Consider the following 24385-nt stretch of genomic DNA (forward strand, 5'->3'; position numbering starts at 1 on the left):
GGCCAGTCGCGGGTGCTTTGACGCCAGACGCCGGTCTCGCGGGACTGGTCGTCACTCGTCGCGGAAAGGAGCAAACCGTGTGCCAACGCGGGCAGCCGGGCACCGCGCTAGCGCGGAAACGGGAGGTTACGGTGAGATGGCGGGTGCCGAAGGTGCGCGCGCGCACGGAGCGCGCGCAAAAATGCGGGCATTGTCACGCACGCCGCGGCTGGCCGGCATGTAAAACGGGGTGGTGTGGGGCGGGTTTTACACGGGCGGCCCCGCGTTGCCCGGAATGCGGTTCAAGCGGACGCGTGAAGCCTGGGTGCCGCTCGCGTGGCAGCCATGTGGCACGCGCGTGGCATTCGCATGAAATTCATCCGAACGCCGCGCAGCGGCCTTGTCACGAACCCAGCAGCCCCGCCGCGATGTTCACGCACAGGCCGAGCACCGCGACGTTGAAGTAGAACGACAGGACCGATTGGGCGAGCGTCGCGCGGCGAATTTCGCGTGAGCGCAACACGACATCGGAAGTCTGCGACGCGACCGCGATCGTGAACGAGTAGTACAGGAAGTCCCAGTAGTTCGGCAGCAAATGGTGATCGGGAAACTTCAACGCGGTCTCTTGCGAGTCCGTGTCGAAGTAGAGGCGCGCGTAGTGCAGCGTGAAGATCGTCGGAATCAGAAACCATGCGCCGATCAGCGTCAGACCGGTCAGCAGGTAGTGCCAGACGGTCGTTGCGCCGCCCGCGCCCTTGGCCGACGCGAGTTCGAGCACGATCGCGGCGACGCTCGCGATCGTCGCGACGCAGATGACGACCAGCACGACGCCCGCGTTTTCGTCGTCGCGCATCGCGTATGCGCGCACGCGGTGCTCGTCGGCAAAAGCCATATGCACCCAGATCATCAGCAGGTAGCTCCAGATGGCCGCGTCCCAGCCGATCAGTGTGCGGGCGATCGGACTCGTGTGACCGGGCACGAGGAACGCGACGACAATCCCGATCACGAGGCCGATCACCGTGCGGGGCCGATTGCGAAGAAGCTGCGGATAGTAGTTGATGGACATGGACTCGATGAACGACGAAGTGTAGGGCAGTCGGTGTCGCGGATTCTACGCGTGCAACGCGGACCGATTGTCGAATGGTGGGTCACAGGCTATAGTCTTTCGCGGCGGCCTTGCGCGCCGCTTTCAGTTGAAAGGCGATTGGTAGATAACGGCAGCAATCGTTGCGGTCATGCATGCAACACCGCACATGCGGCGCGCGTGAATCACGCGCACGGATACGAGACCGCTGAAGCGGCGTAAGACCAGGTTTGGGGAGGAGCAAACGAAGCGGCAGGCGAACGGCATCATGCCCTCGCCGCGCTGCTCGTCGAGAACGACTCATCATCTGGAGCCCCCATGACAGATGTTCCTGAGGATAACGATGCGCATCCCCACGTGACGCATCGGCAAGGAGCGAAGTCTTATCGCAATGCCACACGTTTCACCGGCTTGCCGCCGTCGTTTTCCGCTTCGCGCAGGGCCTGGGTGCTCGGCTCGTGCGCGACGGCCGCGGCGCTCGCGTTCGCCGGCGCGAGCCGTTCGCTGTCGTGGATCGCGCCCGCCTTCGCCGATACGCGGCCAGCCGGGGGCCGACTCGATGCCTTCCTCGCGCTTTCGCAACACCTCACCGGTCGTAGCAGTTTCGATACCGTGCTTGGCCAACGTGTCTACGATGCGCTGGCGCGTGCCGATAACCAGTTCGCGCAGAACGTCGCGGCGCTGAACACGTGGCTGCAAGGCCACGGCGGCGTGCCGTCCGATACGGTCACGCAGGCGCTGCAGACCGACCAGCCCGCGCTCGCGAAAACGGTCGGCGCGATCATGCGCGCGTGGTACCTGGGCCTCGTCGGCGACATGCCGCACGTCCAGGTGATCGCGTATGAAAAGGCGCTGATGTTCGAGCCCGTGCAAGACGTGCTCACGATTCCCTCCTATTGCCGCGACGTGCCGTTCTACTGGACGCAGAAGCCGACGCCCGCGTGAGCCGCGTGAGCCGCGCGAGCCCGCGAGCGGGCCACGCCAGCAGCGCAACCAGCACGCCGGACCCGCAAGCGTCGCACGAACAAAGCCCGCAACAGGCAGGGCATCGAAGAGAGAAACGATGGCAAACACACAATCCGCCGATATCGTCGTGGTCGGCTCCGGCGTCGCCGGCAGTCTGGTTGCGCATCAGCTGGCGCTGGCGGGCGCGTCGGTGATCCTGCTCGAAGCGGGGCCGCGCATTCCGCGCTGGCAGATCGTCGAGAACTTCCGCAACTCGCCGGCCAAGTCCGACTTCGCGACGCCGTATCCGTCGACGCCTTACGCGCCGCATCCCGAGTACGCGCCCGCGAATAACTACCTGATCCAGAAGGGCGATTATCCGTACAACTCACAATACGTGCGGCTGGTTGGCGGCACGACCTGGCACTGGGCGGCCGCCGCGTGGCGGCTGCTGCCGTCGGACTTCCAGTTGCGCAAGCTGTATGGCGTCGGGCGCGACTGGCCGTATCCGTACGAAACGCTCGAGCCGTGGTACGTGGCCGCCGAAGTGCAGCTCGGCGTGTCCGGTCCCGATAGTTCGATCGATCTCGGTTCGCCGCGCTCGAAGCCCTATCCGATGCAGCAGCTGCCACTGTCGTACATGGATCAGCGGTTCAGCGACGTGCTCAATGCGCAGGGCTTCAAGGTCGTGCCCGAACCGGTCGCGCGCAACAGCCGTCCGTACGATGCGCGGCCCACCTGCTGCGGCAACAACAACTGCATGCCGATCTGCCCGATCGCGGCGATGTACAACGGCGTGATTCACGCGGAGAAGGCCGAGCAGGCCGGCGCGAAACTGATTCCCGAAGCGGTCGTGTATCGCATCGAAGCGGACGACAAAGGGCTCATCACCGCGGTCCACTACAAGGACCCGAACGGCAATAGCACGCGCGTCACGGGCAAGCTGTTCGTGCTCGCGGCGAACGGCATCGAAACGCCGAAGCTGATGTTGATGTCGACCTCCGACAAATTCCCGCGCGGCGTCGGCAACAGCTCCGATCAGGTGGGCCGCAACCTGATGGACCATCCCGGCACCGGCGTCACGTTTCTCGCCAACGAACCGCTGTGGCCCGGCCGTGGCCCGATGGAGATGACCTCGATCGTCAACTTCCGCGACGGCGCGTTCCGCTCCGATCACGCGGCGAAGAAGCTGCATTTGTCGAACGGCGTGCCGACGATGGGGGTCACCGCCGACCTGCTGAAAAAAGGCCTGACCGGCGCCGAGCTCGACCGGCAGATTCGCGACCGCGCGGCGCGCACGCTGAACATCAACAGCTTTCACGAACATCTGCCGGAGCCGCAGAACCGCATCGTGCCGTCGGCAGATCACAAGGACGCGCTCGGGATTCCTCAGCCCGAGATCTACTACTCGATCAACGACTACGTGAAGAAGAGCGCCGCCAATACGCACGAACTGTATGCGCAGATCGCGACGCTATTCGGCGGCACCGAGGTCTCGTTCGACGACAGCTTCGCGCCCAACAATCACATCATGGGCACGACGATCATGGGCAGCGATGCGGCGAGTTCGGTCGTCGACGCGGACTGCCGCACGCACGATCATTCGAACCTGTTCATCGCGAGTAGCGGCGTGATGCCCACCGCCGCGTCGGTGAACTGCACGCTGACGATCGCTGCACTGTCGCTGAAACTGGGCGACAAGCTGAAGCGCGAAATCTGAGCGCCGACCGGAGAGCCACAATGACGAAGAAAACCTGTCGCGCGCAGCCGGACCCTGTGCCGATGCACGTCAACCAGCGCCGCCGCTTCGGCGGCGCGGCGCTCGCGGCCGCGTTTTCGCTGCTTGCGCTGTCGATAGCATGGCACGAGTCGCACGGCCCGGACGCAGACTCGACCGACGAAATGCCGATCACCCAGGCGCGCGCCGACGACGCGGCGCAGGCTTCGGTCGGCGGCCCGGCCATGCTCGCCGGCAAGGCCGCGAATGGCGAACTCGTGAAGCGCGGCCAATACCTGACCCGTGCTGCCGATTGCGCGGCCTGCCATACGGCGGACAAGTCGCGCCCATTCGCGGGCGGCCTGCCGATCAGCACACCGTTCGGCACGATCGTGACGCCGAACATCACGCCCGATCCCGACACCGGCATCGGCCAATGGAGCGACGCCGATTTCATGCGCGCGATGCACGAAGGCATCGGCAAAGGCGGCGAGCGGCTCTATCCGGCGTTCCCATACACCGCCTACACACGCGTGACCGAACAGGACGTGCTCGCGATTCGCGCGTATCTGAACACGCTCGCGCCGATTCACTACACGCCGCCCTCGAACAGCCTCAAGTTCCCGTTCAATCAGCGCTGGCTAATGGTGTTCTGGAACCTGTTCAACTTCACCGAGGGGCGCTTCGTGCCGGACCCGAAACAGAGCCCCGAATGGAACCGAGGCGCGTATCTGGTCGAAGGGCTCGCGCATTGCGAGGAATGCCATACACCGCGCAATTTCATGCAGGGGCTGAAGTCGAGCGCGCGTTTCTCCGGTGCGGTGCAGGCCGGCTGGCATGCGTTCAATATCACGCCGGACAAGCTGAGCGGCGTCGGCGACTGGCGCGACGACGAACTCACGGCGTATCTGTCGACCGGTGCGGCGCCGAGCCGCGCAAACGCGGCCGGCCCGATGGGCGAAGTGGTCGCGAACAGCACGCAGTATCTGACGCCGGTGGATCTGCGCTCGATCGTCGTGTTCTTGCGCTCGGTGCCGGCCGTGAGCGGCGGCGACGCGCGTCCCCGTCATCAATGGGGCAAGCCGGCCAGCGACGTCACCGCCATGCGCGGCACCGCGATCACCGGCGTGAACGGCGCGCAGCTGTTCGTCGCCAATTGCGCGACCTGTCATGGCTGGACTGGGCAGGGCGTGGGCGCGAGCGCGCCGGGCGCGTATCCGTCGCTGATCCACAACTCGACGGTCGGCGCGAACGACGCGAACAATCTCGCGTTGGTCATTCTGCACGGCGTAAATCGCACGACCGCGCACGCGGACGTGCTGATGCCCGGGTTCGGCGGCCATCTCGACGACGAGCAGATCGCGGCGATCACCAACTACGTGACGAAACAGTTCGGCAATCCGCAGGCGACGATCGCGGCCGACCAGGTGGCGAAGCTGCGCACGCTGCAATAACGCGCGGGACGACTCGGGCGCGCGCCAGGAGTGACTCGCGCAAACGTGCATTTCCGGTAACGCATACCGCAAATGTGGCGTTTCAGCGTCATTTTTGCGTCGTTCGATGTCTTTCTTGCTCGATGAAGCGTCCGGATACGATAGGCACCCCGCATACGCGTGCGCGTCGGCCGCATTATCATGGTGGAATGAATTCCACCCCCGCCAACTTCGTTCAGCATCACGACGCCAACGAGGCCGGCCGCGATTTCGTGGTCGGCGATCTGCACGGCTGCGTCGACGCTTTGCGCTACCTGCTGCGTCAGATCGCGTTCGATCCGACGTGCGACCGGCTGTTTTCGGTCGGCGATCTGGTCGATCGGGGCGAGCACTCGGAGCAGGCGCTCGCGCTGCTCGAGAAGCCGTGGTTCCATGCGGTGCTCGGCAATCACGAGGACGCGCTGTGCGCGGTCGCCGACGGCCGCTTGCGGCGGCAGTGGTGGTACGGCATCGGCGGCGCGTGGGCGGCCGACGTGCCCGACGAGCGTCTGCGCTATTACGCCGAGCATCTGCGCACGCTGCCGCTCGTGCGCGTGATCGGCAGCGGCAAGGCGCGCTTCAATGTTCTGCACGCCGAATTTTTCGGCTCCGACGCCGAGCTCGACGCGGGCAATTATTCGGCCGAAACGCGCCAGCAATTGCTGTGGGGTCGCGAGCTCGCGCTGGGCAACGGCGATCCGCTGCGGCAGCGCGGGCTGTCGCTGACCTATTGTGGCCATACGCCGGTGCGCGACATCACGCAGATCGGCTCGCAAGTGTTCATCGATACGGGCGCGTTCGGGCCGGACGGCACGTTGACGATCGTGCAGCCGCAGGCGTTGCGTCGTTGGTCGATCTCGGTCGAGGCCGCGCGCGCGGAAGGGGCGGCGGAATTGGCCTTGCCCTGAACGGCTGAAGTCCCCGCGCTGCTTCGCCGCTCTTCTGTCACCCGACCTGATTCAACTCGAACACCATATCGACGCTCCTGCCGTTCCAGTTGTATTCGAGGTATGCCGCGTGATGGCAGTCGCGCAGCAGCATCGTGCGGAATGCCGCGAGGCATTCGCCAGCGCTGTCGCGCACCGACGGATACACGATGCCCGGCGCGCCCGCCGCGCGTACCGCGCGCCCGAGCGCCTGTCCGGGAAGGTAGTCGTCGGGCGACAGCACGGCGGGATCGAACTCGGGGTCGCGACGCAAGTCGACCACGCTGCCTTGTGCGACTACCGTGTAGAGACGCATCTGTTGACGCATCGGCGGCTCGGCGGTCGCCTGGAGAAACTGACCCGTGTGATAGCGTGTTTCCGCGATCGCAGTCGCGCGTGAACGCGCGCAATAGAACACGCCGTAGGTGCCGTCGGAAAAGCGGCTGCCGAGCGGATTCAGATGCGTGAGCGCGGCCATGATCGGCCCGTAGCCGGGCCCGAAACGGCGCTCCTCGCGCGGCACCAGATCGAGTTCGCCGATTTCGGTGCGCAGACGGTCGTTGGTCATCGCTTCGAGCGCGTACAGCGCGTCGAAATCCTCCGGCGATGCGACCCGATCGAACAGGTTGATGGCCGGAAAGCGCGTCGGAATCACGCGATACGCGGGCGACCAGTTGAGCGCGGTGCTGGTCCAGCGGTCCTGCCATTGCGGTTGCGTCACGCCCAGCCGCCTCGCATTGCGTCGAGATACTGGCGCACGGCCACGAGATCGCTGATGTTGCCCGCCAGCATGCGGTCCAGCGCGCGTTTGCCGCCGAACGGCGGCGCGCTGTTGGGACGTTTGACCCAGGTGTCGGCGGCGCTCGGCTGCGGCAGCAGAATCTGCAGCGCCTTGTAGATGCCGAGCAGCAGCGACAGTCGCTCCAGCGTGTCGTGGCTGAGCCGCGCGGTCTCGGGCGTCGCCCTCCACTTGAAGAACGTCGAGCGGCCCGGCTTGCCGAGCAGCACGATCTGCTCGTCGGCGCTCAGGTCCCAGTCGCGCGCGATGTTGAAGAACGCACGCAGACCGGCCGCGGACATCTGCGTCAGCGTGGGTTCCGAAAGCGATCGTCGCGGCGATGCCTCGGGCGAGGAAATTCGGGCAGCGTGAGTCATTGCGGGTAGGTCCCTATGTGTACTTTTTAATGATATTAGTCCAAAAGCGGATTTTAGCAAGAGAATATAATCCCGGCTCGTTTTGGCAGTCGTCGATCAGGAGAAGCAGCAGATGCGGGTTCGAGCAGTAGCAGCGGCGCTGGCCGTGTGGTGTGTGTCGGAGGTGGCGTTGGCTGCCGGTTATGGGGAAGTGTGGAATCCGCCGGAGGCGAGCGGGCATATCGCGAGCGGACACGTTACCCGGCAGGCGCATGCGCGGAAAAAACCCGAGGCGGTGAAAGTGAAGGCGGGCGCCAAGGGCGGAATCAAGACCAAAGCTGGTGCGCATGCGCGGCAGACGGCGAGCGCCCGGCACGCGGCAACCCATGTCGCGTCGGCCGGCGCGGCCCACGGCGGCAAACTCGCGGCGCATGGGAACGGCGTCAAACGTCTCGTGGCGGGCGGGAACGTGAAAGGCGGTACGAAAGTCGCGGCGTCGGGCCAGAACTGGTCGCACGCCACCGTGACCGCGCAGACCGCGAAGCATGCGCAGCCACATGTGCAACTGGCGCACGCGAAGCCGTCTCAGGGCAAGGTCGTGCACGCCGATTTCGCGGCGGCTCACACCGCGCGTCCGCATGTGGACAAGGTCGCGGCGAAGCCCGCGATTTCACGTGCGAATCTGATCAAACCGCCCGTGCGGACTTCGTCGGACGCGTCCGCAAACGTTAGCGATATCGCGCCGATGGGCTCCGTGCCCAATCCGGCGACCGCCAGCAGCGGTTCGCTGCCGCCGATCATCCACTAAGGCTGCTTCGAGCGGCGCGGCGCGGTGTGGCATCGGTCGTGGCGTCACGCCGTGGCGAGGCCGTTTGCAAGCAGCCGCAGCGTTTCCGCCGAGCGGGCCTCGCGCACGCGCGAATGCAGCGTCACACGCGATTCCGGCAGCGCCGGCAAGCTGAGCCGCGCGCCGACGTCGATCAGACCGCGCGGCGCAACCCGACGCGCGAGCGGCGACACGGCGAGCCCAGCGGCCACAGCCGCGCCCACTGCCGCGACGCCACCACCCACAAACACCTCCTGCCAGGCGATCCCCGCCGCCGTCAGCGTGTGCAACGCGACCTCACGCACGTTGCACGGCGGGCTCAATAGCGCGAGCGCTAGCGGCTCACCGACTCGCGGCAGCCATGTCGGCGTCGCGAGCCAACCGAGCGGTTCGCTGAACAGCGTCTGCGCGTCATCGCGCGGCGGTTCGTCGGCGCCGTAGCGGACGATCGCCGCATCGAGCCGGCGTTCGTCGAACTGCGCGAGCAACGCCGCCGATGTGCCCATATGCAACTCGACCACGAGGCCCGGATCGTGCGCGTTGAGCCGGCCGAGCAGGTGCGGCAGATCGGAGCCCGCAACGTGCTCGCTGAGCCCGAGCACGAGCCGTCGCCGCTCCACCGATAGCGCGCCGAGCGCGCGCTCGTGCGCGTTCAGCAACTCGCGCGCGGCGCCGAGAAACGCGTGGCCGTCGGCGGACAGACGCACGATGCGCGGCGTGCGCTCCAGCAACTGCTTGCCCAGGTGCGCCTCCAGTCGCTTCAGCTTCAGGCTGACGGCCGATTGCGTGGTGTCGAGCGCGTCCGCGGCGCGCGTGAAGCTGCGCAGATCGGCGACCAGCACGAAGGCGCGCACCGCATCGAGATCGAGGACTTTCATTTCGGATGGAAATGGATGAAATAGACAGAGATATCTGTTTATTATGACCGAGCGCGCCTAAGCTGTGTTCAACCCAACACCGCAAACAAGGAGCCCATCATGCCGCTCACCCGGATCTCACTGCGCGCCGGCAAGCCGGCCGATTACCGCCAGGCGCTGAGCGCCGGCATCCAGCGCTCGCTGGTGGACACGTTCAACGTGCCGAAGGACGACATGTTCATGCTGATCACCGAGCACACGCCCGACAACATGATCTATGACCGGCAGTACCAGAATATCGAGCGCGGCGACGATCTCGTCGTGATCCAGCTGACCGTTAGCAACACGCGCTCGGTCGAGCAGAAGAAGGCGCTGTACCGGCGCATCGTCGATGAACTCGGGAAGTCGCCGGGCGTGCGGCCCGAGGATGTGTTCATCAATCTCGTCGAGGTCGAGAAGGAGAACTGGTCGTTTGGGAATGGGATTGCGCAGTACGCAAGCCGTCCCGACCAGAGAAATACGTCATCAAAGAGCGAACCACCGACCAAATTGCGACATTTCAACAAATATTGAAATATAACGATGAAGTCGATATAGTGTCTTTATGGACACGATCAATGCCGTACGCGCGCTCGGCGCGCTCGCTCACGAATCCCGTCTCGCGATCTTTCGCCGGCTCGTCGTTGCCGGTCCCGAAGGCATGGCGGCTGGCGAAATAGCGCAGCAGTTAGGCATTTCGCCTTCCGGCCTTTCATTCCACCTGAAAGACCTGACACACGCCGGACTGGTGAGTCCGCGACAGGAAGGGCGCTTCGTCATCTACACCGCAAACTTCGACGCGATGACGTCGCTGATCGGCTTCCTCACAGAGAACTGCTGCTCCGGTGCATCGTGCGCCGCGAGCGACCTTTCCAACTGCTGCCGAGACGAAACATGAAACGCATGCACATTCACGTGGCTGTGGACAATCTTGCCGACAGCATCCGCTTCTACAGCGCGATGTTTGGCAACGTCGAGCCGACGGTCATCAAGAGCGATTACTGCAAGTGGGAGTTGAGCGACCCCGTCGTGAACTTCGCGATCTCGCAACGCGGGGCGAAACCTGGCGTCGATCACATTGGCATCCAGGTCGAAACCGATGAAGAACTGGCAGAGATGAACGCGCGCTTCGCCGCCGCTGAAGTTCCCGTGCAGCACCAGAGCGGCACGACATGCTGTTACGCGAAGTCGGACAAGGCGTGGACCGTCGATCCGCAAGGCGTGGCCTGGGAAACCTTCCTGACCCTCGAATCGGCTCCCATCTATGGGCAATCTCATACCCCGGAGGCATTGGCAGCAAACGAATCCGCGGCAGCCTGCTGCGCTCCGTCCCAGACAAGCATTTCATTTCGGAGCCGCACGTGAGCGGCAAACCGTATTCCGTACTGATTCTCTGCACCGGCAACAGCGCACGCAGCATCATGGCCGAGGCGCTGTTCAACGTGCTCGGCAAAGCACAGTTTCGCGCGTACAGCGCGGGCAGCCATCCATCCGGCGCAGTCAATCCGTTCGCGATCGAGAAATGCGCGGCACTGGGCTACGACACCGCCAGGATGCGCAGTAAGAGCTGGGACGAGTTCGCAACGCCCGACGCGCCGCAGATGGACTTCGTCATTACCGTATGCGATCAGGCCGCGGGCGAGGTCTGCCCGATCTGGCCCGGCAAGCCGATCAGCGCACACTGGGGCTTTGAAGATCCCGCAGCCTGCCAGGGAACCGACGACGAGAAGCGCGAAGTTTTCGACAAGGTCTATCGACAGATCATGAATCGCGTGAGCCAGTTCGTGAACCTGCCGCTGCACGCGCTCAACCACGACGCAATCCGGCGCGAAATGCGTGCCATTGGCGAGCGTCCGGCAGAGGAAACCAATGAGTCGCGCTGAGGCTCGTGCAGTAGCGCGCCCGGCTATCGGCTTCTTCGAGCGCTATCTGACGGTGTGGGTCGCGCTGTGCATCGTGGCAGGCGTGATACTCGGCCAGTTGTTGCCGGGCGCATTTCAGGCGCTCGGGCGCATGGAAGTCGCGCACGTCAACCTGCCCGTCGGCGTGCTGATCTGGGTGATGATCATCCCGATGCTCATCAAGATCGACTTCTCGGCGATGAAGCAGGTCGGCAGCCAATGGCGCGGCATCGGCGTGACGCTCGCGGTCAACTGGCTCGTCAAACCGTTCTCGATGGCCGTGTTGGGCTGGGTATTCATTCGTCACGTGTTCAGGCCGTGGCTGCCCGTCGAGCAACTCGACAGCTACCTCGCAGGTCTCATCCTGCTCGCCGCCGCGCCGTGCACGGCAATGGTCTTCGTGTGGTCGCAGCTGTGCAAGGGCGACCCGTATTTCACTCTGTCGCAGGTCGCGCTGAACGACTCGATCATGGTCGTGGCGTTCGCGCCACTCGTCGCGTTGCTGCTCGGGCTGTCCGCGATTACAGTGCCTTGGGACACACTGATCGCTTCGGTTGGCCTTTACATAGTGATCCCGGTCATCCTCGCGCAACTGCTGCGCCAACGCTTTCTTCGAAAGGGGGAAGAGCATTTCCGTAGCGTCGTTGCCCGTCTCGGTCCCTGGTCCATCTGCGCCTTGCTCGTGACGCTGGTCCTGCTGTTTGCGTTTCAGGGTCAGCAGATCGTTGAGCAGCCGCTGGTGATCGCGATGCTCGCCGTGCCAATCCTCATTCAGGTGTTTCTGAACTCGGGACTGGCCTACCTGCTCAACCGCCAGTTGGGCGTCGCACATTGCGTCGCTGGCCCGTCGAGTCTGATTGGCGCAAGCAACTTCTTCGAACTCGCCGTGGCCACGGCAATCAGCCTGTTCGGTTTTCATTCGGGTGCCGCACTGGCGACGGTGGTTGGGGTTCTGATCGAGGTCCCCGTGATGCTGCTCGTCGTGGGGGTCGTGAACCGTTCGCAAGCATGGTACGAATCAGGGCAGCCGAAAGTCGCGCCCAACTTGGGGAGAAACGGATCGTGATGAGTGATCTGCCGAACGTCAGCCCTATTCACCTCGATATACCGGACGTGGACAAGCTGGCACCCGTGACGACTTCAACGCATCCGCCACGCATCCTGCTGCTTTACGGGTCGCTGCGAGCAACGTCTTATAGCCCGGCTGCTGACGCTCGAAGCCGAGCGCATCCTCCGTCATTTCGGAGCGCAAACGCGGGTATTCGACCCGCACGGCCTGCCGCTCGCCGATAGCGTCCCGGCAGATCATCCGAAGGTCGTCGAACTGCGCAAGCTGTCCGAGTGGTCGGAGGGGCAGGTTTGGTGCAGCCCGGAACGCCACGGCAATCTCACGGCCGTATTCAAGAATCAGATCGACCGGCTGCCGCTCGAAAGCGCGGGAATACGGCCGATCCAGGGGCGCACGCTGGCTGTGATGCAGGTGTGCGCCCGGCCTTGACCGATGGACACCTCCTGTTCCAAAGGATAGGTGTCCACGAAAGCGGGTCAACTCCAGAAACCGGAAAACGACCACCCCGAGCAACACGAAATACGCGAGCAGCGTCAGCCGTCCTTGCCAGCGCAGGGGAAGGCCCCAACCCCAGCCATAGCGTTTGGCTGGGAACCAGTATTCACGAGAGGGTGACATCGCGCGGTCTCCTGGTTCGGGCGCTTGCTCATTGTCGACGATTCACGGTCGGTAAGTGCAAGCATTGCATCTTCCGCGCTGTATCACGCGGGACTATATTTCCTGGACCGGCTTTAACCCGAGTCCATCGACAGGAAACGTTCCATGCAACCCGCAAACCAGCAAAAAACCGTGCTTCTGATCGGCGCCTCGCGCGGCCTCGGCTTCGCGATGGTCGAGGAGTATCTGAAGCGTGGCTGGCGAGTCATCGCGACCGGCAGGCAAAATTCCACGACCAGGCTCCTTCAGCTTGCGACGGCGTCACATGACGCACTCGAAGTCGAAACGGTCGACATCGCGATGCCCGAACAGGTCGCCGCGTTGCGGGGCCGCCTCGAAGGACGTCCGATCGACCTGCTGTTCGTCAACGCCGGCGTCAAGAACGACGATAGTGAAACGATCGCGGATGTATCGACCGACGAATTCGTGCGCGTGATGGTGACGAACGCGTTGAGTCCGATGCGGGTCGTCGAGGCGCTGCAGGATCTCGTTCGGCCGACTGGCACGATCGGCGTGATGTCGTCAGGGCAGGGCAGCGTCGCCAACAACGAGAATGGCAACTACGAGGTCTATCGCGGCAGCAAGGCCGCGCTCAACATGTTCATGCGCAGCTTTGCCGCACGTCACCGAAGCGATACCAGAACCCTGCTGCTGATGGCGCCCGGCTGGGTGCGAACCGATATGGGCGGGCCGGACGCGCGTCTGAGCATCGACGAAAGCATCCCGAACCTGGTCAGCACGATCGACGCTTACGAGGGCCGTGCCGGTTTGCATTACCTCGACTACCTCGGCAGAGTCGTGCCGTGGTGAACGGCAAGCGTAGGGGCCAGCGATAGAAGAGCGCGTCGCTATAATGATTCGCCGCCCTGCACGTACCCTCAACCACTCTCTGCCATGACCATCGAGCGCCCCGATCCTCCCCGCGATGCCCTCGAACTCGGCGGCTCCGTCTGGTTTCAGGCGGGCACGCAGACGCTCGGCGGCGCGGCCCGCATCGCGCTGCTTGCGGCGATTGGCGAGACCGGCTCGATCACGAGCGCGGCGAAGGCGGTCGGCATCAGCTACAAAGGCGCGTGGGATGCCATCGACACGATGAACAACCTCGCCGGCGAGCCGCTCGTCGTGCGTCTGACCGGCGGCAAGGGCGGCGGCGGCACGACGCTGACGCCGCGCGCGGTGAAGCTGATCGAGACGTTTCGCGCGGTCGAGCGCGAGCATCGGCGCTTTCTCGAACGCGCGGGCGCGGCGATTGGCGAGGGCTTCGCGACGGACTGGGACCTGATCGGCCGCATCGGCGTGAAGACGAGCGCGCGCAATCAGTTCTACGGCACGGTGTCGGCGATCGAGCGCGGCACCGTCAACGACGAAGTGTCGCTCGCGCTACCCGGCGGCCACACGATCGTCGCCGTGCTCACGCACGAGAGCACCGAAGCCCTCGGGCTCGCGGTCGGCGTGGCGGCGTTTGCGCTGATCAAGGCGTCGTGGGTCGTTTTGCTCGTACCGGGTGATGGCGATCGCGATGCGCCGTTGAACCTGTCGGCGCGCAATCAGTTGCGTGGCACCGTGCACAGCGTGAAGCGCGGCGCGGTGAACGCGGAAGTGTCGCTGGGGCTCGAAGGCGGCGCGGTGGTCACGGCGGTCGTCACCAATGGCAGCGTCGACATGCTCGGTTTGCAGGAAGGCGCGAGCGCGGTCGCGGTGTTCAAGGCGTCGAGCGTGATACTTGGCGTGAAGGATTGAGGTTGCCGGGGCGTAACGAAGGCGCAATGCCACCCGCTCAACGAGGCGACGCCTCGCTGCGCGCATATCCTGCGAACGGATGATCCTCGCGCACGCGTCCGTCGCTGACCTGCACGACCTGATCGCCGAATGCGGCGACGTCGTCCGGATCGTGCGTGATCAGCACCATCGGAATATCGAGCCGCGTTTGCAGGTCCGATAGCTCGCGTCGCATGCGCTGGCGCAACTCACTATCCAGTGCGGAAAACGGCTCGTCGAGCAGCAGCAGGCGCGGCTGCGAAACCAGCGCGCGCGCGAGCGCCACACGCTGCTTCTGCCCGCCCGACAGCTGCGCCGGGTGATTGCCCGCCAAGCCCCTCAATTCGAGCGCATCGAGCCAGTAATCGACCTGCGCATGCGCGCCGCGCGCACGCGGATTGAGCCAGCCCCGGCGCAGCCCGAAGCCGATGTTCTGCCGCACGTTCAGATGCGGAAACAGCGCGTAGTCCTGAAACAGATACGCGATCTTGCGCGCCTGCGGCTTCTGATCGATGCCGACCGCGCTATCGAACAAGGTGGTGCCGTGCAGCGTGATGGTCCCTTCATCGGGACGCAGCAAGCCGGCGATCGCCTGCAAGGTCAGGCTCTTGCCCGCGCCCGACGGCCCGAACAGCACGAGCCGCTGCGTGCTCGCGCTGAACGCGACGTCGAGCGTGAAGCGCCGCTCGGCGGTCTCGAAGGTCTTGCGGATGGCGACGTTGAGCGGCATGTCAGCGGGCTCTCAGAAGCGTGTGCTGCGGCACGAGACGCCCCGCGAGCAGCAGGATCGTCACGCACGCGACCGATGTCACGAGCACGAGGAAGTTGGCGGTGCTGTCGTCGCCGGCCTGCACCGCCGAATAGACCGCGACCGACAGTGTCTGCGTGCGGCCTGGCAGATTGCCCGCGATCATCAGCGTCGCGCCGAATTCGCCGAGCGCGCGCGCGAACGCGAGCAGGCCGCCCGCGAGGATGCCGCGCGTGGCGAGCGGCAGCGTCACGCGGAAAAACACCGCGGCTTCGCTGACGCCGAGCGTGCGCGCCGCGCGCTCCAACTGCGGATCGACGCCCTCAAAGGCGGCGCGCGCGGACTTCAGCACGAGCGGAAACGCGACCACCGTCGACGCGATCACCGCGCCCTGCCACGTGAAGACGAGCTGGATGTCGAAGCGGTCGAGCCACGCGCCGATCACGCCGCGTCGGCCGAGCAGCACGAGCAGGTAATAGCCGAGCACGGTGGGCGGCAGCACGAGCGGCAGCATCAGCAGCGAATCGATCACGTCGCGCGCGCCGGAGCGCCAGCGCGACAGGCCGAGCGCGGCCGCGACGCCGAGCACGAGAGTGAGCGCGGTGGCCCAGCCTGCGACCTTCAGCGATAGCAGCAGCGGAACCCAGGCCTGTTGCATGAGCGTGTGCTCTCCCCGTGAATCAATGCGCCGGCTTGAAGCCGTACTTCGCGAGCACCGCCTGGCCGGCCGGCGACAGCACGAAGTCGATGAAGGCTTGCGCGTCGGCCGCGTGATGGCTGCCTTCGACCTGCGCGATCGGATAGCTGATCGGCGTTTGCGTCGGCAGGTTCAGCGCGATCTTGACCTTGTCGGGCATGATCGCGGCATCGGTGCCGAACACGAAGCCGGCGTCGACTTCGCCGCGCGCGACGTAATCAAGGCTCTGACGCACGTTCGACGCGAGCACCGCCTTCGCGCTGACCGCGTCCCACACGCCGGCGGCCTGAAGCGCGCCCTGCGTGTAGCGGCCAACCGGCACCGAGGCCGGATCGCCGAACGCGACGCGCTTGACGTGCGCGGTCGTCAGCGCGTTGAGGTTGGCGGGCGCGAAATGACTGTCGGCTGGCACGATCAGCACCAGCGAGTTGGCGGCGAAGTCGCGCCGCGTCGACGGCACGATCACCTTTTCGGCGGCGGCCTTGTCCATTGCCTTCTGATCCGCGGACGCGAATACGTCGGCGGGCGCGCCTTTGACGATCTGTTGCATCAGCACGTCGGACGCGCCGAAGTTCAACAGAACCTTGGTGCCCGGATGCTGTTGCTCGAACGCGTCGCCGACCGCCTTGAACGCATTGGTCAGGCTGGCGGCGGCCGAGACCACCAGTTCATCGGCGTGGGCATTCACGCTGACCACGAGGGCGGCGGCGGCTGCGACGCACAGCGCGTACTGCTTCAGATGGCAAGAGCGTGTCATGAAGGACCTGGAGTCTGACGTGAACGGGAAGCAGTGGCTTAAAAACGCTATCGTAATATATGCGCGGTTATAGCGGTGGGCGAAACGGTCGATTCGGCGCAGCGCTTCACGTATGGCGTGAAGCGAGGGAAGTGCTACGAAACTGTAAAAGGAAGCTTGAAAACGCGGCGGAAGGGCCGGCGCAGCGTGCTCAGATGTCCGACGCGCGCATCGGCTCGAGCGTATTGCGCGTTTGCGACAGCGGCGCGGCCGACGGTCGAATGTAGCGTGGGGACAGCCATTTCGCGCGAATGAACGGCCGGTCGTGGCCGGACACCTTCAATGCGATATGCGTGACCCAGCGCTGCGTGGGCACGTGCACGCCGTGCATCAGGATTGCCAGCACCATCAGGCTGACGGTGACCGGGAGCGCCGACAGCCGGCCCGGCTCCGCATTCCACGCGATGCGCACGAACACGAGCGCGGTGAGCGCGCCGACGAGGCAGCCAGTCACGGCTTCGGACGGCGAATGCGCGCTCAGCACGACGCGCGACAAGCCTACCGCCAGGCCGGCGGCAAGCCCCCCGAGCACGCCGAGCAGCCGGACGGCGCGGCGCGCGGGCAATAGCATCAAAAACAGCGCGACCGGATAGACGGCCGTGGACAGCATGGAATGACCGCTGACGCCGGTGAAATCGAGCTCGCGCACGCCGACGCCCCAGCCGAGGAAGGCGAGCTTGGTCACGGTCACGACGCCGATCGCCGTACCGAGCAGCGCGAGCCAGCAGGCCGCGAGCCGCCACGAGTAGCCGACCGCCAACCACAGCGCGATGGCGAGCGCGAGCGGCAGCGTCAAGCCGGCGCCGCCGAGGCTGGTGATCGAATACCACAGGTGGATCGGTAAATCGGGCATGGCGGGAGCGCGACGCGGGTCGCGTGAAATCGGGTTGGTGGAAATCGGCGCGCGGCCGGCACGAAACGCCGATGCGGCCCGGATCGACAGATCGGGAGATCAACCGCCAGTATAGTCGGGTGTCGCGCGACGGTCTTGCGGCGCACAGCGCTTTTGCACGCCGAATGTGGGCTGCCGAACGGCTATCGAGGTGGTTTGACGACAGGGCCCCGGCAAGGTTCGCGACGAGCGAAATGGGGCATGAAGAGCGGCGCTGTGTTCAGCACCGCAGGAAAAATGATGTTATTGTGCATTGCACAACTTCATCTGATCCGCAGTTTTGGGGTCCGCATTTGTCTCTTTTGCGAGGTTATCGCCGATGGCAAAAAGCCTGTCGAAAATCTGGCTGCGTGGTTTGAAGCGCCTGCTCGCGATCCAAACCGAACACGCGCAAAAAACCGCCAAGCGAGCGCAGGCGCGACCGGTTCGCGCCGCCACCACCAAACCGTCGAGCAAGGCTCATCCACTGAAGCCGGCTGCCGCGCTACGCACGCCGATGAAACGCGAAGCGCCGCGCGAGTCGCGCGTGCGTCCACGCGCGGCAGCGTGGGCGAGCGGCGCGTGGACGCGCTCGTTCCATTCCGCGCCGGCCGCGCCGGGCCGGCTGGTCAATCACCTGCAGTACGGGCTCTATATCCCGTCCGGGCACGCGCATGAGGCGATGCCGCTGGTCGTGATGCTGCATGGCTGCACGCAGTCGATCGACGAATTCGCCGAGGGTACGCGCATGAACCTGCTCGCCGACCGCCACGGCTTCGCGGTCGTGTATCCGGAGCAGTCGAAGCACGCGCACTCGCACCGCTGCTGGCATTGGTACGATGCCGGCGCTAACGCGGGCGGCGCGGAAGCGCGCGCGGTCGTGTCGCTAGTGGATTCGCTGGTCGAGCAGCACGGCTTTGACCGCGCGCGTGTCTACGTGGCGGGGATTTCGGCGGGCGCGGGGCTGACCGCGCTATTGGCCGTCAAGTACCCCGGGCATTTCGCCGCGGTCGCGCTGCATTCCGGCCCCGCTTTCGGCGAGGCGCGCTCCGGCATTACCGCGATGGACGTGATGCGGCGCGGCGCGCGTCGCGAGCCGGCGGAACTCGTCGACGAAACCACGAACGTCGCGCAATACCCGGGCATGCCGGCATTGATCGTCCACGGCGATGCCGACCATGTGGTGGCGCCGGTCAACGCGGACCAGTTGGCGACACAGTTTCTGCGTCTGAACCGCCTCATTGACGCGAACGGCGCGCGCAAAGCCGGCGAGACGCGCGAGGACCGCAAAAATGGCGTCGTGATGCGCGATTATCTGCGCGGCGGGCGGCGCGTGGTACGGGTTTGTCGTGTGCAGGGGCTGGGTCACGCATGGGCCGGCGGCGACGATGCGCTGCCCTTCCATTCGTCCAAGGGCCCGGACGCGAGCGCCATGCTGTGGGAGTTTTTCCGGCATCAGCGTCGTGCGGACGCGGGCCGCATCGCGGAAGGATTGGCGGCATCGTCGGTCGGGCGGTGACATCCGAGCAACACCTCGAAAATGAGCAGTGGCGTGTAATCAGGGTTTTCCCTATAATGCGGGTTATCCCTTAGGCGTAACCGCCTAGCTATCATTGCCGAGGTGAACCATGTATCTGATCAGCCGCCTGTTCCTGTTTCTGACCAAGTCGCCGGACCAGCTCGCGAAGGAGCGCGCTGACGCCTATCTCGCTGAAGCGACCGATCTCTACGATCTCGAATTCCGCATGCGCAAGCTCGATCAAGAGACGAACGCGCGTCCGTCGTGGATGAGCCAGCACTACGGCTAAGCCGACTGCCTGTAATCGGCATCAGGCCGTCAGCAATCGGAACATCGGCGCGTGGTGAGGCGCTGGTGTTTGGGGTTGGCGAGGCTAGTGCCCGTGTCGCGCACTCCCCTTTTCTCATCGCGCGGCCTTCGCGCCCGCTTGGCAGACCTCACTCAAGCAGCCGGATTCAGTTGCCACAACGCGTAGTTCAAAAGCGCGGCGTACGCGACCCACACGACATACGGCACGAGCAGAATGCCCGCGAGGCGATCGCGCCGCCAGAACACGTACGTCAGCATCACGATCAGTAGCAGCAGAATCAGGATGTCGATCAGCGCCGTGTCCGGCCGATGCAGGCCGAAAAACAGCCACATCCACGCGGCGTTGAACACCAGCTGCACGACCCACAGTACGATCGCCGCGGTCAGGCCGTCGCGCTTCCACACGCGCCACGCGGAAAACGCCATCAGTACGTAAAGTACGGTCCAGACCGGTGGGAAAACCCAGTTCGGCGGATTGAACACAGGCTTTTGCAGGCCCGTGTACCACGCGTCCGGCAGAGACAGACTCGCGGCCCAGCCGGCCGCCAGCGTCAGGATCAAAAACACGAGCAGCGACGGCAGACGGCGCATCTTCGCCCCCTTCAGACTTTCTTATTCAATAATGTGAGCAGGCACTCACTTTCCGTATCAGGCCAGTGTGCGCTCGCGGGCCTGTGCCTGGTCGACGATCCGTTCGGGAAATTCCCGCCCAGTACCGTGCACCGAATTCCGCGAGCCGCTCCGCGCCGGCCAGCCACCGCGCGCGAATCCATTTTGCCGGCAAGTTCGCGAGCTGCGGTAGATATCGTTTGATAAAGCGCCGTCGGGGTCGAATTTTTCGGATCGCGTGACCGGATTGAAAATACGGGAGTAAGGTTGCGCGCCGTAGCCGGTCGAGGCGGCCCACTGCCAGCCGTCGTTGTTCGCCGAGAAATCGAAGTCGTTCAGCAAATCGGCGAAGTATCGCTCGCCGAGCCGCCAGTCGATGCCGAGATCCTTCGCGAGGAAGCTTGCCGTGACCATCCGCAGACGGTTGTGCATATAGCCGGTCTGGTTCAACTGCAGCATCGCGGCATCGACGAGCGGATAGCCGGTGCGGCCGTCGCACCAGGCGGCGAACGCTGCGTCGGCCGAGCGGCCTTTTTCCCAGTGTGCAACCGCTCGTATTCCGGCTTGAACGGCGCGCCTTTCGCGAGGCGCGGGTGGTGCGCGAGGACCATGAAGTAAAAATCCCACCAGATCGGTCCCGACAGCCACGTCGCGGCGCCTTTGCCGTCGGGTTGCAGCGACATCTCGTACGCGAGCCGCGCCAATGTGCGGATCGACACCGTGCCGAAGCGCAGATGCACCGGCAGATAGCTCGGCTTTTCGCAGCGGGGAAATCGCGCCGTTCCGCGTAGCTGTCGATGCGCGTGAGGAAATCGTCGAGCAGCTATTGGGCGCCGCTCATGCCGGCGGGCAGTTGAAAGTCCGTCAGGTTGCCAGGCGCGAAGCCGAACTGGTCGAGTGTGGCGATCCTGCACCGGCTTGCCTGGATGGCGCGTCTGCCGGGCATCGACAATCGGCTGCAGGATCGTCGTGTCGAACACGAACACGCACCAGATACGCTCGCAATGCTTGGGCGCGTAGTACAGCGCGGCATGATCGGTGCTGCGCAGATCGCGGCGGAACCGGACGAGGCCGGAGTCGAAGCTGTCGTGCAGGCGGCGGGCGCGTGTCATCGGGACAGGCAGTCGGGCTGAAGGTGGTCGAGGACCGGCTACGCAGGATGCGTGCCGTGCGCGCGAAAACAATCAGCGCCCGGCCCTATTGTGCAGGGTGCGGGCGCTGCTCGCGACGGCGCAGGGTAATGCGCCGTGAGCGGTTCTTCTTGAGCATTGCTGATCGGCGCAACGGCCGGCCTGACCTCAAGCGACGTGCAGACGAACCGCGACGTTGTTACGCGTAGCGTTCGAGTACGGGCAGACCTGGTGCGCTGCATCCACCAGTTTCCTGGCAGCGTCCGCAGCCAGACCCGGCAGAGTGATACGCAGGTCGATGTCGAGCGCGAAGCCGCCCTTGTCGTTCGGACCGATGCCGACGTCGGCGGAAACCTGCGTGTCGGCCGGCAGGGCCTGTTTGCGCTGGCCGGCGACAAACTTCATGGCGCTCAGGAAACAGGCCGAGTAGCCGGCTGCAAACAGCTGTTCGGGATTCGTGCCTGCTGCGCCATTTCCGCCGAGTTCACGCGGTGCCGTCAGCTTCACGTCCAATGCATCGTCCGACGATACGGCGCGGCCGTCGCGGCCGCCGGTGCTCGTTGCGCTTGCTTTGTAGAGGATGTTCATGGTGCGGTTCCTAGTCTGGGGTGTCAGGGTTGGCTTGTTTGCCGCTGGCTGCCGGTTCGCCGGTCTGGCGAAGCGCTAGCGAAGCGACAGATGACCAAGATAGTACACAAATCATTTGTGTACAAATTAATTTTTCGATGGAACCGGAACTAGTCCTTTTCAACTATCGCGCTACTGGTCCATAAAGTCGTTGAGCGTCGTGCGCAGGCGTGTGAGGTCGTCGCGCAGACGCAGCAGGAAGTCCGCCGTCTGCTGCGTCGCGCAGAAGATCTCGCCGGGCACGTCGCGCGCCTGACGCTTGAGCGCCTTGCCCGCGCCCGTCAGGCGAATGTAGACGAGGCGCTCATCGTCGGTGCCGCGCGCGCGCTCGACGAGTCCCTGCGCTTCGAGGCGCTTGAGCAGCGGCGTGACCGTCGCCGGATCGAGATTCAGGCGCGAGGCCATGTCCTTGACGGTGACGTCGTCGGTTTCCCACAGCACGAGCATCGCCAGATACTGTGGATACGTGAGTCCGAGCTTTTCGAGCAGCGGCTTGTACGCTTTCGTCATCGCGAGCGAGGTCGAGTAGAGCGCGAAGCACAGTTGCTCGTCGAGCGTGAAGGGGAGAGCGGGGCGCTGGGTCATGATTCATCTCGGCAAAAAGAGCGTGCAAATGGATTGCACGCAAACCATTGTGCCGCAAGTCGATTCAGGATGCCGAGCGTCGGGAACAGGTGTGTCGACAGAGACGTCGGGAAGGTGCGCGCGGAACACGCGGCGCGCGCGGGCGCCAGAACGGCTCCCGCGCGGGAACGACGGATCAGGCCGCCGGCGTGGTCGGCAGATCCGGCGTTTGCGGCGTCTGCACGCCGAAGCAGCCGCGATAGGTCGCGTAGAACGAGCAGTACAGCATGGTCGTGACGATCATCGTCGCGGGCATCAGGATCGCGAACGCGAAGTCGGCCGCGCCGAGCGCCTGCATCAGCACGGACAGCCCGATCGACACGACCGTTGCGACTGCGAACCACAGCGCCGCGAATACGACGAAAGCGCCGCGATTGCGCCAGCAACTGACGACGCTGAAGAACATGGCCTTGACGGGCGGCACGTCGTGCCAGGCGGCGAGGATGGGCGAGAACCAGAACAGCATCGCGACCGGTATGTAGAACGCGAGCGCGGTGATCACCGCGAGCGGGATATTGCTGTTGGCGATCGTGTTCTCGTCCATCGACGCGTTGCCGAGCATCACCTTCAGCAGCATGCCGCCGTCGGCGAGCGCCGAGCCGGCCAGCACGAGCGCCATGGCGATGACATACAGCACGCCGAGCACGAGCAGCCGCCGCGCGACCACCGGGCCGTACGAATGAAAGCCGTCGACAAGGATGGTCGGAAACACCGGTTTGCCCGCGATCGTGTTGCGGCATGCGGCCATGAAGCCGACCGCGACACCGGGAATGAACAATAGCGGCAACACGCCGCCGACCACCGGAATCTGCGACACGAGCGTCATCACCAGCAAATAGGTGAAGAACAGCGTCAGAAAGGCGAGCGGATTCTTGCGGAACAGCCAGATACCCTGGCGGAACCACACATAGCCGGTTTTCGCGGGGACTTCGATCAGTTGCATGAGGTATGGATGCCTGGATTCGCGACGCCGTGCAGGCGCTCGCGCAGAATGCGTTCGAAATGACCGGGGTCGTGCGGCTTCAGCAGTTCGGCCGCGCGCGGCAAATGAAAATCATACAGGCGCGAGACCCAGAAACGGTATGCGCCCGCACGCAGCATGTCGCCCCAGTGATGGTTTTCCTTGACGGTGAACGGCCGCACCGTCTGATACGCGCGCAACAGCGCCTCGGTGCGCTCGGCGTCGAGCTTGCCGGTCGCGAGGTCGACGCACCAGTCGTTGACCGTCACCGCGACGTCGAACAGCCACTTGTCGCAGCCGGCGAAATAGAAATCGAAGAAACCACCGAGCCGCACTTCGTGGCCGGTGTCGGGCGCCGCGTGAGCGAACATCGCGTTGTCGCGGAACAGGTCGGCGTGGCACGGGCCCGCGGGCATTGCCGCGTAATCGGCGGAGGCGAAGAACGCTTCCTGATGCGCAAGCTCGGACGCCAGCAGATCGCGCTGCTCGCCTTCCAGATACGGCAGGATCGTCGGCACGGTTTCGCGCCACCACGGCAGGCTGCGCAGGTTCGGCTGATAGCGCGGATAGTCGCGGCCCGCGAGGTGCAGGCGCGCGAGCATCTGGCCGACCTCGACGCAATGCTCGATGCCCGGCGAGAGTTCGGGTGCGCCTTCGAGCTTCGTCACGATGGTCGCGGGTTTGCCGAGCAGCATGCCGAATAGCGCGCCGTCGAGGCGCGGCATCGGATCCGGTACCGGCACGCGACGCGCGGCAAGATGCCGCATCAGGTTCAGATAGAACGGCAGTTGTTCAGCTGTCAGCTTTTCGAAAATCGTCAGCACGTATTCGCCGCGCGTCGTCGTCAGAAAGAAGTTGCTGTTTTCAATGCCGGACGAAATGCCGCGAAACTCGACGACATCGCCGAGATCGTAGTGACTCATCCATTCTGCGAGTTGGGATTCGTTGACAGCGGTGAAGACGGCCATGCGGAAACGTCGGATCAGGTTGTTCGGGCTGGCGCGGTGCGGCCAGTGCGAGGTGAGACAAACGAATGTGGCGGAGCGGGCGACGAATGCGGAACGGCGAAGTGCAAGCGTCGCCGCATTCAGCGCGGGTTCATCGCGCAGCGGCCGCGATCGGGTTGAGCG

28 protein-coding genes and 2 pseudogenes are annotated in these 24385 nt (G+C 64.7%); 15 read left to right on the forward strand and 15 right to left on the reverse strand.

Going from position 1 to position 24385, the window contains the following annotated elements; translation table 11 throughout:
* Positions 1-382: 382 nt before the first annotated feature.
* A complete protein-coding gene (locus tag OKW38_RS32095) occupies positions 383-1045 on the reverse strand; it encodes a DUF1345 domain-containing protein (RefSeq protein ID WP_429364884.1) in 663 nt (220 codons plus the stop codon).
* 336 nt (positions 1046-1381) lie between these two features.
* On the opposite strand from OKW38_RS32095, the gene OKW38_RS32100 reads away from it, so the two are divergent.
* The 4 genes from OKW38_RS32100 to OKW38_RS32115 all read left to right on the forward strand — a co-directional run bounded on the left by OKW38_RS32100 (position 1382) and on the right by OKW38_RS32115 (position 6105).
* A complete protein-coding gene (locus OKW38_RS32100; protein ID WP_429364886.1) occupies positions 1382-2008 on the forward strand; it encodes a sugar dehydrogenase complex small subunit in 627 nt (208 codons plus the stop codon).
* 118 nt (positions 2009-2126) lie between these two features.
* Positions 2127-3728, forward strand: coding sequence for a GMC family oxidoreductase (locus OKW38_RS32105; protein WP_429364888.1), 1602 nt, complete (start codon positions 2127-2129; stop codon positions 3726-3728).
* Positions 3729-3748: 20 nt separating this feature from the next.
* Positions 3749-5179 carry a cytochrome c gene (locus tag OKW38_RS32110; RefSeq protein ID WP_429364890.1) on the forward strand — a complete coding sequence of 477 codons (1431 nt, stop codon included), beginning with the start codon at positions 3749-3751 and terminating at the stop codon, positions 5177-5179.
* A 188-nt stretch (positions 5180-5367) separates the two neighbouring features.
* Positions 5368-6105: a metallophosphoesterase gene (locus tag OKW38_RS32115; RefSeq protein WP_409259238.1), complete on the forward strand. Its 738-nt coding sequence runs from the start codon at positions 5368-5370 to the stop codon at positions 6103-6105.
* 37 nt (positions 6106-6142) lie between these two features.
* Here the strand turns inward: OKW38_RS32115 and OKW38_RS32120 are convergent, their stop codons facing one another.
* Complete coding sequence (locus OKW38_RS32120) at positions 6143-6844, reverse strand: RES family NAD+ phosphorylase (RefSeq protein ID WP_429333066.1); 702 nt, start codon at positions 6842-6844, stop codon at positions 6143-6145.
* The gene (locus tag OKW38_RS32125; RefSeq protein WP_018424156.1) at positions 6841-7203 is read right to left on the reverse strand and encodes an MbcA/ParS/Xre antitoxin family protein; all 363 of its coding nucleotides are present in this window, start codon (positions 7201-7203) and stop codon (positions 6841-6843) included. The genes OKW38_RS32120 and OKW38_RS32125 overlap by 4 nt, the downstream gene beginning before the upstream one ends.
* Before the next feature lie 187 nt (positions 7204-7390).
* Here OKW38_RS32125 and OKW38_RS32130 point away from each other — a divergent pair, with 187 nt between their 5' ends.
* Positions 7391-8065: a hypothetical protein gene (locus OKW38_RS32130; protein WP_429364892.1), complete on the forward strand. Its 675-nt coding sequence runs from the start codon at positions 7391-7393 to the stop codon at positions 8063-8065.
* A 44-nt stretch (positions 8066-8109) separates the two neighbouring features.
* Here OKW38_RS32130 and OKW38_RS32135 read toward each other — a convergent pair whose 3' ends face one another.
* Positions 8110-8961 carry a LysR family transcriptional regulator gene (locus tag OKW38_RS32135; protein WP_187612181.1) on the reverse strand — a complete coding sequence of 284 codons (852 nt, stop codon included), beginning with the start codon at positions 8959-8961 and terminating at the stop codon, positions 8110-8112.
* A gap of 99 nt (positions 8962-9060) precedes the next feature.
* On the opposite strand from OKW38_RS32135, the pseudogene OKW38_RS32140 reads away from it, so the two are divergent.
* From OKW38_RS32140 to OKW38_RS32175, 8 genes and pseudogenes are all read left to right on the forward strand, one after another.
* A pseudogene (locus tag OKW38_RS32140) lies at positions 9061-9438 on the forward strand (tautomerase family protein); the annotation flags it as partial.
* A gap of 106 nt (positions 9439-9544) precedes the next feature.
* On the forward strand, positions 9545-9877 hold the full coding sequence (locus tag OKW38_RS32145; RefSeq protein ID WP_429364894.1) for an ArsR/SmtB family transcription factor: 333 nt from the start codon (positions 9545-9547) through the stop codon (positions 9875-9877).
* Positions 9874-10344 (forward strand): ArsI/CadI family heavy metal resistance metalloenzyme, encoded by a 471-nt coding sequence (locus OKW38_RS32150; RefSeq protein ID WP_429364896.1) that lies wholly within the window; start codon positions 9874-9876, stop codon positions 10342-10344. The genes OKW38_RS32145 and OKW38_RS32150 overlap by 4 nt, the downstream gene beginning before the upstream one ends.
* Positions 10341-10862, forward strand: coding sequence for an arsenate reductase ArsC (locus OKW38_RS32155; RefSeq protein ID WP_429352646.1), 522 nt, complete (start codon positions 10341-10343; stop codon positions 10860-10862). The genes OKW38_RS32150 and OKW38_RS32155 overlap by 4 nt, the downstream gene beginning before the upstream one ends.
* On the forward strand, positions 10849-11946 hold the full coding sequence (arsB, locus tag OKW38_RS32160) for an ACR3 family arsenite efflux transporter (protein ID WP_429364898.1): 1098 nt from the start codon (positions 10849-10851) through the stop codon (positions 11944-11946). The genes OKW38_RS32155 and arsB overlap by 14 nt, the downstream gene beginning before the upstream one ends.
* Positions 11943-12366, forward strand: a pseudogene (locus OKW38_RS32165) (NAD(P)H-dependent oxidoreductase); the annotation flags it as partial. The gene arsB and the pseudogene OKW38_RS32165, both read left to right, overlap by 4 nt.
* A 345-nt stretch (positions 12367-12711) precedes the next feature.
* Positions 12712-13416, forward strand: a complete 705-nt coding sequence (locus tag OKW38_RS32170; protein WP_429364900.1) for an SDR family NAD(P)-dependent oxidoreductase — start codon at positions 12712-12714, stop codon at positions 13414-13416.
* 84 nt (positions 13417-13500) lie between these two features.
* On the forward strand, positions 13501-14346 hold the full coding sequence (locus OKW38_RS32175) for a TOBE domain-containing protein (RefSeq protein WP_429364901.1): 846 nt from the start codon (positions 13501-13503) through the stop codon (positions 14344-14346).
* Positions 14347-14383: 37 nt separating this feature from the next.
* On the opposite strand, the gene OKW38_RS32180 is transcribed toward OKW38_RS32175, so the two are convergent.
* The 4 genes from OKW38_RS32180 to OKW38_RS32195 all read right to left on the reverse strand — a co-directional run bounded on the left by OKW38_RS32180 (position 14384) and on the right by OKW38_RS32195 (position 17458).
* A complete protein-coding gene (locus OKW38_RS32180) occupies positions 14384-15094 on the reverse strand; it encodes a sulfate/molybdate ABC transporter ATP-binding protein (RefSeq protein ID WP_429333057.1) in 711 nt (236 codons plus the stop codon).
* Between the two features lies 1 nt (position 15095).
* Positions 15096-15770, reverse strand: coding sequence for a molybdate ABC transporter permease subunit (gene modB / locus OKW38_RS32185; RefSeq protein WP_429364902.1), 675 nt, complete (start codon positions 15768-15770; stop codon positions 15096-15098).
* A gap of 22 nt (positions 15771-15792) precedes the next feature.
* Positions 15793-16566 (reverse strand): molybdate ABC transporter substrate-binding protein, encoded by a 774-nt coding sequence (gene modA / locus OKW38_RS32190; RefSeq protein WP_429364903.1) that lies wholly within the window; start codon positions 16564-16566, stop codon positions 15793-15795.
* A gap of 190 nt (positions 16567-16756) precedes the next feature.
* Complete coding sequence (locus OKW38_RS32195) at positions 16757-17458, reverse strand: phosphatase PAP2 family protein (protein ID WP_429364904.1); 702 nt, start codon at positions 17456-17458, stop codon at positions 16757-16759.
* 358 nt (positions 17459-17816) lie between these two features.
* Here OKW38_RS32195 and OKW38_RS32200 point away from each other — a divergent pair, with 358 nt between their 5' ends.
* Positions 17817-18995 (forward strand): extracellular catalytic domain type 1 short-chain-length polyhydroxyalkanoate depolymerase, encoded by a 1179-nt coding sequence (locus tag OKW38_RS32200; RefSeq protein WP_187612173.1) that lies wholly within the window; start codon positions 17817-17819, stop codon positions 18993-18995.
* A 109-nt stretch (positions 18996-19104) separates the two neighbouring features.
* Positions 19105-19284, forward strand: coding sequence for a DUF3563 family protein (locus tag OKW38_RS32205; protein ID WP_090808381.1), 180 nt, complete (start codon positions 19105-19107; stop codon positions 19282-19284).
* A 152-nt stretch (positions 19285-19436) separates the two neighbouring features.
* Here the strand turns inward: OKW38_RS32205 and OKW38_RS32210 are convergent, their stop codons facing one another.
* The 7 genes from OKW38_RS32210 to OKW38_RS32240 all read right to left on the reverse strand — a co-directional run bounded on the left by OKW38_RS32210 (position 19437) and on the right by OKW38_RS32240 (position 24223).
* Positions 19437-19895, reverse strand: coding sequence for a TspO/MBR family protein (locus OKW38_RS32210; RefSeq protein WP_429364905.1), 459 nt, complete (start codon positions 19893-19895; stop codon positions 19437-19439).
* 57 nt (positions 19896-19952) lie between these two features.
* On the reverse strand, positions 19953-20471 hold the full coding sequence (locus OKW38_RS32215) for an FAD-binding domain-containing protein (protein ID WP_429365556.1): 519 nt from the start codon (positions 20469-20471) through the stop codon (positions 19953-19955).
* The gene (locus OKW38_RS32220) at positions 20360-21025 is read right to left on the reverse strand and encodes a hypothetical protein (RefSeq protein WP_429365591.1); all 666 of its coding nucleotides are present in this window, start codon (positions 21023-21025) and stop codon (positions 20360-20362) included. The genes OKW38_RS32215 and OKW38_RS32220 overlap by 112 nt, the downstream gene beginning before the upstream one ends.
* Before the next feature lie 186 nt (positions 21026-21211).
* Positions 21212-21631, reverse strand: a complete 420-nt coding sequence (locus OKW38_RS32225; RefSeq protein ID WP_429364906.1) for an organic hydroperoxide resistance protein — start codon at positions 21629-21631, stop codon at positions 21212-21214.
* A 171-nt stretch (positions 21632-21802) separates the two neighbouring features.
* On the reverse strand, positions 21803-22255 hold the full coding sequence (locus OKW38_RS32230) for a MarR family winged helix-turn-helix transcriptional regulator (RefSeq protein ID WP_429364907.1): 453 nt from the start codon (positions 22253-22255) through the stop codon (positions 21803-21805).
* A gap of 175 nt (positions 22256-22430) precedes the next feature.
* A complete protein-coding gene (locus OKW38_RS32235) occupies positions 22431-23237 on the reverse strand; it encodes a BPSS1780 family membrane protein (RefSeq protein WP_090808390.1) in 807 nt (268 codons plus the stop codon).
* Positions 23228-24223, reverse strand: a complete 996-nt coding sequence (locus OKW38_RS32240) for a homoserine kinase (protein WP_429364908.1) — start codon at positions 24221-24223, stop codon at positions 23228-23230. Before OKW38_RS32240 ends, OKW38_RS32235 begins: the two co-directional genes overlap by 10 nt.
* Between the last annotated feature and the right edge of the window lie 162 nt (positions 24224-24385).

This window comes from Paraburkholderia sp. MM5496-R1, assembly GCF_050436205.1.
GTDB lineage: Bacteria > Pseudomonadota > Gammaproteobacteria > Burkholderiales > Burkholderiaceae > Paraburkholderia > Paraburkholderia tuberum.